At 68.0% G+C, this 11,632-nt stretch carries 15 protein-coding genes; 4 read left to right on the top strand and 11 right to left on the bottom strand.

Going from position 1 to position 11,632, the window contains the following annotated elements; genetic code table 11:
• Positions 1-51 precede the first annotated feature (51 nt).
• Both F9C12_RS33915 and F9C12_RS33910 read right to left on the bottom strand, forming a co-directional pair.
• Positions 52-687 (bottom strand): response regulator, encoded by a 636-nt coding sequence (locus F9C12_RS33915; RefSeq protein WP_409463111.1) that lies wholly within the window; start codon positions 685-687, stop codon positions 52-54.
• Positions 680-1,798, bottom strand: a complete 1,119-nt coding sequence (locus tag F9C12_RS33910) for a sensor histidine kinase (protein WP_409463110.1) — start codon at positions 1,796-1,798, stop codon at positions 680-682. Before F9C12_RS33910 ends, F9C12_RS33915 begins: the two co-directional genes overlap by 8 nt.
• Before the next feature lie 183 nt (positions 1,799-1,981).
• Here F9C12_RS33910 and F9C12_RS33905 point away from each other — a divergent pair, with 183 nt between their 5' ends.
• A complete protein-coding gene (locus tag F9C12_RS33905; protein ID WP_409463109.1) occupies positions 1,982-2,560 on the top strand; it encodes a GlcG/HbpS family heme-binding protein in 579 nt (192 codons plus the stop codon).
• Between the two features lie 99 nt (positions 2,561-2,659).
• On the opposite strand, the gene F9C12_RS33900 is transcribed toward F9C12_RS33905, so the two are convergent.
• Positions 2,660-3,268, bottom strand: coding sequence for a TetR/AcrR family transcriptional regulator (locus tag F9C12_RS33900; RefSeq protein ID WP_409463108.1), 609 nt, complete (start codon positions 3,266-3,268; stop codon positions 2,660-2,662).
• Positions 3,269-3,304: 36 nt separating this feature from the next.
• On the opposite strand from F9C12_RS33900, the gene F9C12_RS33895 reads away from it, so the two are divergent.
• Both F9C12_RS33895 and F9C12_RS33890 read left to right on the top strand, forming a co-directional pair.
• Positions 3,305-3,634, top strand: a complete 330-nt coding sequence (locus tag F9C12_RS33895; RefSeq protein WP_409463107.1) for an SDR family NAD(P)-dependent oxidoreductase — start codon at positions 3,305-3,307, stop codon at positions 3,632-3,634.
• Positions 3,592-4,083 (top strand): SDR family oxidoreductase, encoded by a 492-nt coding sequence (locus F9C12_RS33890; RefSeq protein WP_409463106.1) that lies wholly within the window; start codon positions 3,592-3,594, stop codon positions 4,081-4,083. The genes F9C12_RS33895 and F9C12_RS33890 overlap by 43 nt, the downstream gene beginning before the upstream one ends.
• 135 nt (positions 4,084-4,218) lie before the next feature.
• On the opposite strand, the gene F9C12_RS33885 is transcribed toward F9C12_RS33890, so the two are convergent.
• The 4 genes from F9C12_RS33885 to F9C12_RS33870 form a co-directional block, all read right to left on the bottom strand.
• The gene (locus F9C12_RS33885; RefSeq protein ID WP_409463105.1) at positions 4,219-4,674 is read right to left on the bottom strand and encodes an NUDIX hydrolase; all 456 of its coding nucleotides are present in this window, start codon (positions 4,672-4,674) and stop codon (positions 4,219-4,221) included.
• Positions 4,674-5,171: a nitroreductase family deazaflavin-dependent oxidoreductase gene (locus tag F9C12_RS33880; RefSeq protein ID WP_409463104.1), complete on the bottom strand. Its 498-nt coding sequence runs from the start codon at positions 5,169-5,171 to the stop codon at positions 4,674-4,676. The genes F9C12_RS33885 and F9C12_RS33880 overlap by 1 nt, the downstream gene beginning before the upstream one ends.
• A 319-nt stretch (positions 5,172-5,490) precedes the next feature.
• Positions 5,491-6,075, bottom strand: coding sequence for a TetR/AcrR family transcriptional regulator (locus F9C12_RS33875; RefSeq protein ID WP_409463103.1), 585 nt, complete (start codon positions 6,073-6,075; stop codon positions 5,491-5,493).
• A 139-nt stretch (positions 6,076-6,214) separates the two neighbouring features.
• Positions 6,215-7,600 carry a cytochrome P450 gene (locus F9C12_RS33870; RefSeq protein WP_409463102.1) on the bottom strand — a complete coding sequence of 462 codons (1,386 nt, stop codon included), beginning with the start codon at positions 7,598-7,600 and terminating at the stop codon, positions 6,215-6,217.
• An 80-nt stretch (positions 7,601-7,680) separates the two neighbouring features.
• Between F9C12_RS33870 and F9C12_RS33865 the strand changes: the two genes are divergently transcribed.
• Complete coding sequence (locus F9C12_RS33865; protein ID WP_409463101.1) at positions 7,681-8,262, top strand: TetR/AcrR family transcriptional regulator; 582 nt, start codon at positions 7,681-7,683, stop codon at positions 8,260-8,262.
• A gap of 251 nt (positions 8,263-8,513) precedes the next feature.
• On the opposite strand, the gene F9C12_RS33860 is transcribed toward F9C12_RS33865, so the two are convergent.
• From F9C12_RS33860 to F9C12_RS33845, 4 genes are read right to left on the bottom strand one after another with little or no spacing between them, the layout of a single operon-like run.
• Entirely contained in the window at positions 8,514-8,891 is a 378-nt protein-coding gene (locus F9C12_RS33860; RefSeq protein ID WP_409463100.1) for a Rieske (2Fe-2S) protein, read from the bottom strand.
• On the bottom strand, positions 8,888-9,172 hold the full coding sequence (locus F9C12_RS33855; RefSeq protein WP_409463099.1) for a hypothetical protein: 285 nt from the start codon (positions 9,170-9,172) through the stop codon (positions 8,888-8,890). Before F9C12_RS33855 ends, F9C12_RS33860 begins: the two co-directional genes overlap by 4 nt.
• A gap of 2 nt (positions 9,173-9,174) precedes the next feature.
• Positions 9,175-10,440, bottom strand: coding sequence for an amidohydrolase family protein (locus F9C12_RS33850; RefSeq protein ID WP_409463098.1), 1,266 nt, complete (start codon positions 10,438-10,440; stop codon positions 9,175-9,177).
• Positions 10,441-10,462: 22 nt separating this feature from the next.
• Entirely contained in the window at positions 10,463-11,626 is a 1,164-nt protein-coding gene (locus F9C12_RS33845; RefSeq protein WP_409185814.1) for an ABC transporter ATP-binding protein, read from the bottom strand.
• Between the last annotated feature and the right edge of the window lie 6 nt (positions 11,627-11,632).

Here is an 11,632-nt window from a genome sequence, read left to right as displayed (position 1 = left end):
TCCGTGAAGGCCTTCCTGGAATCCGATCCCCCGCCCGACCCGTCGAGCGCTTCAGGACAACAGCCGCTGCTCCTTGGCCACCGCGACCGCCCCGGCCCGGGTGTCCACCCCCAGCTTCTCGTAAATCCGCCCCAAATGGGTCTTCACCGTAGCCTCGCTGATAAACAACCGGCGCGCGATCTCCCGATTCCCCACCCCTTGCGCAAGCTGCCCGAGAATATCCCGCTCCCGATCGGTCAAGGCCGGCCGAGGAGCCCGCAACTGCGCCATCATCCGGTCCGCCACCGGCGCCGACAACGCAGTACGGCCAGCCGCGGCAGCCCGAATGGCCGCGTACAACTCATCCGCGGATTCAGCCTTGAGCAAATATCCGGTCGCCCCAGCCGCAATAGACCGCGTGATATCCGCGTCGGTGTCGTAAGTAGTCAATACCAGCACCCGAGGCGGCTCCGCGGCGGACCGAATTCGCCGAATCGCCTCCACCCCGTCCATTCCGTCGCCCAGCTGCAAATCCATCAACACCACATCCGGCCGCAACGCGGCGGCGAGATTGATCGCCTCCTGCCCGGTCGCGGCCTCGCCGATCACCTCGATCCCGCCGGCACCGGCCAGCAACGCACGCAGACCGGCCCGGACCATGGCGTGGTCGTCGCAGAGCACGACCCGGATGAGCTGGTCGTCAGACATGGCTTGGTCCCAACGGAATCGCGGCCGAAATGGCGGTGCCCTGTCCGGGCGCGGATTCGACGGTCAACCGGCCGCCGAGCTGCGTCACCCGCGCGCGCATGGCGGGCAGGCCGTGCCCGCGGCCGTCGGCGGTCGGGGCGGCCGGGTCGAAACCGAGGCCGTCGTCGGTGATGTCCAGCACGACCTCATCGTCGAGGTAGGTGAGGGTGAGCGCCACTTCCGACGCGTCGGCGTGTTCGCGCGCGTTGGCCAGTGCGCCTTGCGCGATCCGCACCAAAGTGGACTGCACCCGGCCGGGCAGCGGCCGCGCGGGCCCGTCGACCTGGACGCGCACCGGCTGCGGTTCGCGCTCCGCGACGTTTCGGAGGGCTTCCTCGACCGAATGCCCGTCGAGGTCGGCGGGGGCGAGGTCCTGCACGAGACCGCGGGCTTCGGCGAGGTTTCGCGCGCCGATCTGTTGTGCCGCACGCACATGCTCCCGGGCCAGATCCGGATCGGCCCACGCCCGGTCGGCCGCTTGGAGCAGCATCGCCTGGCTGGACAGACCTTGCGCCAGCGCGTCGTGGATCTCACGGGACAGCCGCTGGCGTTCGTCCAGCATCCCCGCGCGCCGCTCGGTTTCGCGCAGCCGCACCGCCTGCCGCCGCAGGTACGTGATCACCGCGGCGGTCACGGCGGCGACGGCCACCGGCACGATCGTCAGGTTCGGGTCGAAGCCGCTAGAGAGCCGGTTCTGCGAGATCACCACCAGTGCGGTCACCAGCGTCACGAGCACCAGCGCGGGTCCGGTGGGCAGCGTGCGGAGGCCGGTGACGAACAGCGGGACCGCGCACCACGCGAAGCTCGGCGCGAGCAGCACCAGCACCACCCACAGCACGGTCACGACGGTCAACCAGGCCAGATATGGCACGGTCACCTGCTCCGGCCCGGTGACCCGCAGCACCAGGCCGACCGCGTAGACCGCGGCGAGGCAGCCGGTCAGCGCGATCACCCAGGGTGCGGCCGGTTCGCCGCGATGGTGGTCGAGGTACCGCACGATCGACGCGACCAGCAGCAGGAAGAACGCGGTGTGCATGGTCGCGGCCAGCCACCGCGCGTCCCGATCGGTCATCGCCGCCCTCCGTTTCCCGTTCCGCTCTGGAGCCTGACCGGTGCGAACCCGGTCGGCATCAGCCGATCGGATGACCCGAGTGTCGGCCGTTCCGCGCCGCGAGGCGAGCCGGGACTCCGATCCGGTGAGGGCGGCCGGCGACGCACGATGACTGCGTCAGCCGGACAAGCCAAGGAGCACCCGATGAAGAACTTCACCGCCAAGACCCGCATCGCCACCGTCGTCGGCGGACTCGCCGTGATCGGAGCCGCGACCACCGGGGCGCTGGCCGCCAACGCCGCCACCTCGGCCGCTTCGGCCGCTCCCGCCGCTCCCGCCGCCGCGCCCGCGCAGGCCGCGCAGGCCGCGCCGAAGGGCTTGGTCCAGACCACGCACCTGTCGATCGCCGCCGCGCAGAAGGCCGCGCAGGCCGCGCTCAACGCCGCCGAGAAGGCGGGGCAGAAGGTGTCGGTCGCGGTGGTCGACCGCGACGGCAACACCATCGTGACCCTGCGCGGCGACGGCGCGGGCCCGCAGTCGTACTCGTCGGCCGAGGAGAAGGCGTTCACCGCGGTTTCGTGGAACGCCAAGACCTCGGAACTGACCGGCCGGCTCCAGCAGACCCCGACCCTGAAGGACATCAAGGGCACCCTCTTCCTCGCCGGAGCGGTTCCGGTGGACGCGAACAACGCCCCGATCGCGGCGGTCGGCGTGGCCGGTGCGCCGTCGGGTGCACAGGACGAGACCTTCGCGCAGGCCGGGGTGGACGCGCTCGGCAAGTAGGCCCCGCGCAGGTGAGCCCGGCACTGGTTCGGTGGGCCTCGTCGTTCCCGGCGAGGCCCGCCGGCGACCGGCTCTGTCACTGGCCGATGCGCAGTCAGGTCAGCCGGATTCTCCCGGTCCAGTTCGGACCCGGCCGCTCGCGCGCGCCCGGTACCGCAATCCGTCCAAGAGGATTTCGGTGATCCGGACCGCTTCTTCCTCCCACCCCTCCGCGAGCCGCATCCCGCAGATCCCGCCGAGCGCGCGCAGCACCGTGCGCTCGCCCACATCGGCGCGGAGCGTCCCGTCCGCCGCCCCGGCTTCGAGCAGCTGGCCTAAAGCACCGGCCAGCTGAGCACGGGCGTCCTCGAAGACCGGCGAATCCGTCGCCATGATGCTCTCCAGCGCGACCGCCATTCCCTTCCCGACGGACGCGTGTTCCACCAGCCGCAGCAGGAAATATCTCAACGCCTCGGCCGGCGCGTGCTGCCGGAGCAGTTGAGATGGCACAGCACACAACTGGTCGACTTCCTGCCGGTAGACCTCCTCGACGAGGGCTTCGCGCGTCTCGAAGTGCCGGTAAAGCGTCCCGACCGCCACCCCGGCCCGCTTGGCGATTTCGTCCACATGCGCGTCGGCCTCTCCGGCGAGAAACGCTTCGCGCGCGGCGGCGAGGAGCGCGTCGCGGTTGCGTCGTGCGTCGGCGCGCAGCGGTCGTGAGGGAGACACCGCACCTCCATAAGGTGAGTCAGGTTCAGTTTAGGGTTGAGTTTCCGGAGTCCGGACGAGGGTCTCGCCGGCCTCCGAGTACTGGTCACCGGCGGCAGCCGCGGCCTCGGCGCGGCAACGGTCCGCCGCTTCGCCGCCGCGGGCGCGACTGTGCTGACAGCCTCGCGCAGCGCTCCGCCGGACGATCTGCCAGCGACATTCTTCCCCGCGGACCTCTCGTCCGAAGCCGGTGCGGCCGACCTCGGCCGCCGGATAACCGAAAGCGTCGGCGGGGTCGACGTGCTGGTCAACACGCAGGAGCAGCGACCGGCCCGGCACCGACATTGGAGCGGACAGACGCGTCCTGGCTCGCCGATCTGGAGATGAACCTGCTGGCCGCGGTCCGGCTGGATCGGGCGCTAGTGCCGGGAATGACCGAGCGCGGGTCGGGCGTGGTGGTGCACGTGTCGTCGATCGCGAGCCACCTGCCGCAACGTGGCGAAGCTTCCTACGCGGCGGCGAAAGCGGCGCTCAACGCGTACAGCCGTTCGCTCGCGACGGAGGTCAGCACACAGGGCGTCCGGGTCGTGTGCGTGGTGCCGGGGTTTGTCGCCACGGAGGGCGCGGTCGCACATCTTCAGCAGAGCGCGGTGCGGGAAGGCGTTGGCGTGGACGAAATTCAGCAGCGGATCGTGGACCGGCTGGACGTTCCGATGGGACGGCCGGGCGATCCGTCCGACGCGGCGGAGATGATCGTGTTTCTCGCCTCCAGCCGGGCGAAATGGCTGACGGGCGCTGAATTCCGGGGCGACGGCGGGATCCTCCCGACGATCTGAAATCCGCGCCAAGCTGCCGCCGCCGGGTCCACCGACTCCGGCACTCGCCCCCGACGCCGCATTCAACAAAACGCCCCACCCACACCCGGCCGAGCGCATTACCCCAGCATTCCTCGTCGCGGACAACCGCCCCGTCTACCCGCCGAACCGCTTCGCATAGTCCTCCACGATGGGCCGTTCCGGGGCGATGAGGTCTTCCGGGAGCCGGTCCAGTGCGAAGAACTCGTAGCCGGTGATCTCCGTGCCGTCCACGGTGACCTCGGTGTTTTCGACGGTCGCGGTAAACGCGGCGGTGACGTTGTGGACCTCGTCGCCGTGCGGGTACCGGTAGAAGTACTCCGGTCCGGAGTAGACGCCGAACAGTTCGAGGTCCCGCACCGTCAGGCCGATTTCCTCCCGCACCTCGCGGCGGCCCGCGTCCTCGAAGGACTCGCCGGGGTCGAGGAATCCGCCGGGCAGTCCCCAGTCCTGGCTTTCCCCGCGGAACACCAGCAGCAGCCTGCCGCGCTCGTCGGCGATCAGCACCGACGTTCCGGGCAGGATCAGCGGGCGGGCGCCGACGAGTTCGCGCAGTTCGGCGATGTAGTTCATCAGTGGTCGGCACCTTCTTGGTCGGATGCGGTTCCGCCGCGCGGGCGGAAGGCGACGATCGGCAGCTGCTGGACCATCCGGAGCCGCGCCGCGTCGGAGCCGTCGTAGCGCCAGCCCAGCAGTTTGCTCAGCACCGGATGCAGAATCGGCCGCAGCAGCAGATTTCGCCGTTCGTAGTCGGCGATCGCGTCGGCTGCTTCGGATTCGCCGAGGACGCGGTGCGCGGGGACGAACTTCCGCCGGCCGATCGCGACCTCCGCCGCCGGGGCTGCCTGGAGGTTGCGGTACCAGTCGGACGACGGGCCCAATCCGGCAATGGCCAGCACCTCGCCGGTTCGCGGACGGACTCCGATCACCTCCAGCACCGTGCGGTACCGGCGGCCGGATTTGCGGCCGACGTGGGTCAGGCACAGGAAACGCTTGCCCAGCAACCATCCCAGGTCACGGTCGTACAGCTTCGCCGGCGCCTTGAAGACCGTGCGCGCGATCGGGTTCACGGGCGAACTCCTTCCCTGGCCGAATGGTGCGGGTTCGTCATGAGCGCGGTGGATTTCCCGGTCGAACTCCCGGCCACGAATCGGTCAATTCGCGGCAACCGACGGGACGCCACAGCCGTTCGCATCCCAACAGTCCTTCGGAAATCGACGACGCGCGGTTCAGCTGCTCGGCCAGTACGGACATGCCCAGCGACGCTCCCTGTCCGGCCAGCAGCGACAGTGCACGCCGCGTCTCCGACCAGCGTGGCACGGCCTGTGCTCCACGTTGATATCTCAACCTGGGCGGTCTGGTCGCAGTCCAGCAGAGGCCTCCGGATCCTCAGCGCACTTCGCCTCCCCGGGAACGCGTGACCAGCCCCCGCAGGACGGTGTTGACCGCCGCCGGGTCTCCCCCGGGAGCGAGACCTCGGTGCAGGAGCAAGCCGTCGATGGTCGCCACCAGCACCTCCGTGGTCGCGTCCGGCTCGGGAACGCCGCGTTCGGCGAGCCAGCGGCTGAGCTGCGCGCGGAACGCCAGGAGCAGTCCCCCGATCTGGTCCCGAAGCTCGTCGTCGCGCCGCGCCGCCAGATACGCCTCGACGAACAGCACCGACAACGGGTCCACCCCGGTGTACGGCTCGACCGACCTGAACAGCGCAGTCACCAGGTCAGCCGGGTTCTGCGTCGCGGCCAGCGAGGGGCCGACGCTCTCCAGCACCTCGCGCATCGCGTCGAGAACCGCCTCGCGCAGCAACGCCTGCAGCGACGGGAAGTGGTAGTGCACCACGCTCGGCGTCACCCCGGCCCGGTCCGCCAGCACCCGGGTGCTCACCGCCGTCCAGCCGCGTTCCGGCACCAGCTCGGTGGCCGCTGCCAGCAGTCGCTGCCGCACGTCGCGTCCGCGTGCCGCCGCCGGTGAACTCATCCGCTTTCTCCTGGTCGATCGCCCTGGGCGTTCGTACAGGGCGATCGTCCTGTACGACTGCCCTGATCGTAGCGCGGCGGCTCTCCACGGGAAAGATGCACAACTCGGGAGGCTGAAACGCTGTCCAGGGGAACCAGCGTCAGCTGGCCAGCACCGCTGCCCGCTGCCGGATCCGCGGCCGGACAGTGAACCCGCTCGGCTTCAGCGTCAGAGATTCGACGATCTTCAGCTCGTACGCCGGATCTGCTTCGAAGTCGTAGCGCTGCAGCATGATCCCCAACGCCAGCACCGCTTCGTGCAGCGCGAACTGGCGGCCGATGCACGCGCGTTCCCCGGTGCCGAACGGTTTGTACGCCTGGGCCGGACGCTTCCGCACCGCAGCCGGCTCGAAGCGGTCCGGGTCGAATTTCTCCGGATCCGGCCCCCATACCGTCGGGTCGCGGTGGAGCATCGGCAGCGGGACGATGACCGAATCGCCCTTGCGCATCGGGTATTTCCCGCCCAGCACCACGTCTTCGCGCGCTTCCCGGGAGTAGCCCGGCGCGGTCGGCCACAGCCGCATCGCCTCGTCGAGCACCCGGCGGACGTACCGCAGCTTCGCGACGTCCCCGAAGGCCGGTTCGCGATCGCCCCACACCGCGTCGACTTCGGCGCGGGCCTTCTCCATCAGCTCGGGGTGGCGCGTCAAGTAGTACAACGCGAACGACAGCGCGCCGGACGTCGTCTCGTGGCCCGCGACGACGAACGTGATCGCCTGGTTGCGGATGTTCACCGGATCGAGCTGCTCGCCCGTCGCGGGGTGGCCCTCGGTAAGCATCAGGCCGAGCAGATCGCGGGCTTCGCCGCCCTCGCGTCGGCGCGTCTCGATGACCTCGTCGACCAGATTCGTCATGGTCGCGATGTCAGCCTGGTTCTGCGCCGCCGACCCGGCCAGCACGCGCCGCACGAACGGGATCTTCACGTTCTCCAGCTGCGCGAACCGCAGCGCCCGGATCATCGCGGTGACGAACGGATGCGGTTCAGCGCGTTCGAACGACCCGAACCGGTAGCCGAAACCGGCGAGGCCGATCGTCTCGAGGGTCAGCCGCGTCATGTCGGCGGCGACGTCGACCGGCCCGGTCGCGCGGTCCCACGCCGCGGTCAGCTCGCCGGCGACCTCGAGCATCGTCGAGTGGTAGCGGCGCATCGATTCCGCGGAGAACGCGGGCTGAAGGATGTCGTGGGCCAGCCGCCAGTTCGGCTCGCGGGTGTGCGCGGTGAACAGCCCGTCGCCCGCGACCGCGCGCAACCGCTCGACACCGAGCCCGACGTGCTTGCCGAACTTCGTCTCGTCGTTCAGCTCGGTGACCAGGTCGACCCCGGTGACGAACACGATCTCGAGACCGAAGAACTTGCGGGTGAAAATCGGCCCGAGCTTCTCGCCGGCGCGCATGGTGCCCTGCAGGGGCGTGCGAAAACTGGCCCCGAGCAGGTCGCCGACGACGGGCAGCCGCCCCGGACGGTGCGGAATCGCGGTGGTGTCCAACGTGTCGCTCCCCTACTGAACCCACATCCAATAGGGTCACGATCCCCCGCTGCTGAACCGGTGTCAAGTAAGCTGGGAGGATGCGGACGCGCCTGAGCACGGAGCAGCGGCGCGAACAGCTGCTGACCATCGGAGCAGGCCTGTTCGCGGGCCGCCCGTACGACGAGGTGTGGATCGAAGAGGTAGCCGAAATCGCCGGCGTCTCGCGCGGTTTGCTGTACCACTACTTCCCCACGAAGAAGGATTTCTTCGCCGCGATCGTCCGCGAGCAGCGCGACCAGCTGCTGAAGATGAGCGAACCCGACCCCGCGCTGCCAGTGGCCGAACAGCTGCGCGCCGGACTGGAGGTATACCTCGAGTTCGCCCGCACCCACCCCGACGGCTACCGCATCGTGCACCGCAGCGCAGGCGACGCCGACCGCGAGATCCGGGAAATCTGCGAAGCAGGAATGGCAGCGAACGCCGAGCGAATCCTGTCCGCAGTGAGCCTGCTGCGCCCAGTCACGCCAACGACCCGCCTGGCAGTCCGAGGATGGCTTTCGTTTGTGGCGACACTGATTCTCGACTGGCTGGACGAGCCCAAGATCAGCACGGAAGAACTGCGAGATCTTTGCGCGAGAATCCTTTTCGCCGCAGTAGAAATAGACCCGAACACACTCTGACCCAGAAGCAAAGCGTCCGCCAGGACGCCCCTTCCCCGCCACCCAACCGCACCGATGCACCCAAAAGCGAGGCACCCACCCCTCCCCCACCCCCGATACACAGCCAAAAACACGGCGCTGGGGTGCTTGTCAAGGCATCTTTCCCGCCTTGACAAGCACCCCAGCGCCGTAGTCACACTAAAAAATCGGGGGGCCAACGCACCCACCCGGGCGCAATGTCGCCGCCAGGCGACGAGCCGCCGCCCCACACTTCACACAGTCACCACAACCTCATCCCCCACCACCCGAACCGGAACCCCCCGCAACCGCACCCGCCCATCCGCCGGATGCCGCCCAGTCAACACATCGAACTCAAACCCATGCCAAGGACAAACAATATTCCGATCAGCCGGATGAAACGCAGGCCCAGCGCTCTTCCGATCCTCCCGAACCGGCTGAACAGTCCGAGGCATGATCTTCCCCTGGCACACCGGCCCGCCCTGATGCGGACACACATTATGCCAAGCCCGCACCTCCCCGGCATGAAAGTAAACCCCCACCTCCAGCCCGTCGACCTCCACCACGATCCGCCCCCGCGCCTGGAGATCCGCGAACCCGGCGACAACGACCTCCCGCCGTACCGCACTCATTCGGCCCTCCGATACCAGATCGCCATATCGAAAAGATTGACATCCGCGGCGTCCAGCAACGCGGTAACCAGAACCACAGTCTCCGTAGCAGTCAACGCGTCCTCGCGAATCGGCCAGGAAATCTTCCCCACCCGATCAGTCTTGGCGGAGAACAACCGGGCCGCCGCGTACAACAGATCAGCGATCTCCTCATCGGCCACCGCGGCGGCCTGGTCCCCGGAAGCGATCTCAGATGTCAACGGCCCGAGCCGAGATACCAATGACGTCAGTTCGGATGTCATGATCACGAAACCCCCGGACGCTCACGGAGCACGCTCTGCGCGGCGGGCTTCCGGCGGTCAGTAGGAAGGTTGAAAACCCGGGCGGCGTTAAGCCCAAGAATGTTCCGCTTGGCCTGCTCCGACAAAAACGGCAGCCGCGTGATGGTCGACGGTGCGTCCCAGTCCCAATGCGGCCAGTCCGACGAATACAACAACTGCGTCTCCGCGTTGAACGCCTTCATCCCGGCCTCCAGCAACTCCATGCTGGTACGCTCCATCGGCTGGCTCGTATACCACATGTCCTTCATGTACTCGCTGGGCAACCGAGTCAGCCCCGGCGCCTCGCTGGGACGCATCAGCACCTCATGGTCGAGCCGCTGCATCAGGAACGGGATCCACGCGAGTCCGCTCTCCACCCACACCATCTTCAGCCGAGGGAACCGCTCCGGCATCGCGTTGATGATCCAGTTCGTCACATGAATCTGGTTGTAATGCGTAAAGGACAACGCGTGCATCGACAAGAACCGGTTCAGCTGAGCGAACGACGGATCCCCCCAGTGATACCCGGAGTGGAACGCGAGCGGCTTACCGCTGTCCTCGATCAGCTTGTACAGCCGGGTGTAGACATCCGAATGCACTGGATTGTTGCGTGTCGAACACACCGTGTACCCGATAATCCCGGCGTTGTCGGCGTATTTCTCGACCAGCTCCTCGCAAACCTCCGGCGTGTTGTACGGCAGATACAACATGCCCTTGAGCCGATCGTCCTGCGGCAGAACGACTTCAGTCAGCCAGCGGTTGAACGCCCGGCCGAGCACGACCTCGATCTCGTCCTGCGGGTGCATGCCCAGCAACAGCATCGCGCTCGGGAACACGACCTGGTAGTCCAGCCCCATCGCGTCCATGCCGCGGCGAGCAGCGGCGACGAAGGGATGCCCGTCCACCCCGTCGAGCGGCTCTTTGCGGCCCTGGTGCCCGAGCCGTCCGCCAACGCTCTGATGTGACATACCAGGCTGGATGTTCAGCAACGCGTTGTTGCCGGCGAACTTCCCGAACTGGTCCATGCCGATTTGGCGCCACACGTCGTTGTCGATGAGTTCCAGCACCTCGCCCCAGAAATGGTCTTCCGAGACGTGCGCGTCGATGTCGACGATGAAATAGTCGTCGTACTCCCGTTCGGCCTGTTTGGTCGCGTGGGCGAGCACGTCGCGGGTGTCGGTGCGCCCGCCGATCTCGGCGAGTTCACGGATCCGCGGCCCGTCGGAACGAGGAGTGGGCAAAGCGGGCACGGATTCTTCCCTTCGTCCGGCGTCAGCGGGGCGCGACGGCGGCATCGGTCATCGTGGTCAGGTAATCGTCGTCGGAGGGAGCCGCGTTCTCGTGCGGGATGACGACGGCGCGGTCGGGGCTGACCGCGAAAGTGTGTTCCTCGCCCGCGGTCGGGACGGATTCCGCGGACAGTTCGGCCGTTTCGGTGCGCACGCGCATCGGGAGGCCGTCCGCGCGGACGAGGAGGTTGACGGCGCTGCCGAGGTAAGTGGTGCGCTCGACAGTCCCGCGAAACGCGCCGGGAACCCCCGAACCCTCCGAGGACAGCCGGGCGTGCGCCGCGCGGAACGCGATGTCGGCCCGGTCCCCGAGCGAAACCTCGCCGGTCGTGATCCCGGAAAAGACCAGCGAGGTGTCGTCGACCCGCACCTCGGCGGTTTTGCCGCGCACCCCGGTGACGGTTCCGGGAAGAATGTTCTGAAATCCCATGAAATCCGCGACATACGCCGAATTCGGGCGGTCGTACAGGTCGCTCGGCGTGCCGGACTGGACGATGACGCCCTCGCTCATCACGATGATCCGGTCGGACAGCGTGATCGCTTCCTCCTGGTCGTGCGTCACGTAGACCGACGTCGTCTCGAACCGGTTGTGCAGCGAGCGCACCTGCTGGCCCATCTGATACCGCAGTTTGCTGTCCAAATTGGACAACGGTTCGTCGTAGAAAATGATCCCCGGCCGGGCGGCCAGCGCACGGGCGAGTGCCACGCGCTGCTGCTGACCGCCCGACAAAGCGGTGACCGAACGTTTCCCGAGATCGGAAAGACCGACCGCGTCCAGCATTTCCCGCACCCGCTGCGCGCGCTCCCGGCCGGGCATCCGGGCCACCTTCAGCGGATACGCGACGTTGTCGGTGACGCTCAGGTGCGGCCAGAGCGCATAGCTCTGGAACACCATGCCGACCTTGCGTTTGTCCGCGGGCACGAACGTGCGCCGCGCGGTGTCGACCACGACCCGGTCGCCCATGACGATCCGGCCGGACGTCGGCCGCTCCAGCCCGGCCAGGCAGCGCAACGTCGTGGTCTTGCCGCAGCCCGAGGGGCCGAGCAGCGTCACGAACTGCCCCGACTCGATCGTCAGGTCCAGTTCGTGCAGCGCCGCCTTCGCGCCGTACTTCTTGGTCAGTCCGGATACCTGGACCTCGGTCATCGTGAC

This window comes from Amycolatopsis sp. GA6-003 (genome assembly GCF_046267895.1).
Lineage (GTDB): Bacteria > Actinomycetota > Actinomycetes > Mycobacteriales > Pseudonocardiaceae > Amycolatopsis.
This window is presented reverse-complemented; position numbering and strand designations above follow the sequence as displayed.

What these genes read in the sequence shown, in the direction of transcription:
- F9C12_RS33875 (WP_409463103.1), bottom strand. Translation starts at nt 6,075, where the DNA reads ATGAGTTCACCGGCGGCGGCACGCGGACGCGACGTGCGGCAGCGACTG.
- F9C12_RS33860 (WP_409463100.1), bottom strand. Translation starts at nt 8,891, where the DNA reads ATGAGTGCGGTACGGCGGGAGGTCGTTGTCGCCGGGTTCGCGGATCTC.
- F9C12_RS33915 (WP_409463111.1), bottom strand. Translation starts at nt 687, where the DNA reads ATGTCTGACGACCAGCTCATCCGGGTCGTGCTCTGCGACGACCACGCC.
- F9C12_RS33855 (WP_409463099.1), bottom strand. Translation starts at nt 9,172, where the DNA reads ATGACATCCGAACTGACGTCATTGGTATCTCGGCTCGGGCCGTTGACA.
- F9C12_RS33905 (WP_409463109.1), top strand. Translation starts at nt 1,982, where the DNA reads ATGAAGAACTTCACCGCCAAGACCCGCATCGCCACCGTCGTCGGCGGA.
- F9C12_RS33865 (WP_409463101.1), top strand. Translation starts at nt 7,681, where the DNA reads ATGCGGACGCGCCTGAGCACGGAGCAGCGGCGCGAACAGCTGCTGACC.
- F9C12_RS33845 (WP_409185814.1), bottom strand. Translation starts at nt 11,626, where the DNA reads ATGACCGAGGTCCAGGTATCCGGACTGACCAAGAAGTACGGCGCGAAG.
- F9C12_RS33885 (WP_409463105.1), bottom strand. Translation starts at nt 4,674, where the DNA reads ATGAACTACATCGCCGAACTGCGCGAACTCGTCGGCGCCCGCCCGCTG.
- F9C12_RS33910 (WP_409463110.1), bottom strand. Translation starts at nt 1,798, where the DNA reads ATGACCGATCGGGACGCGCGGTGGCTGGCCGCGACCATGCACACCGCG.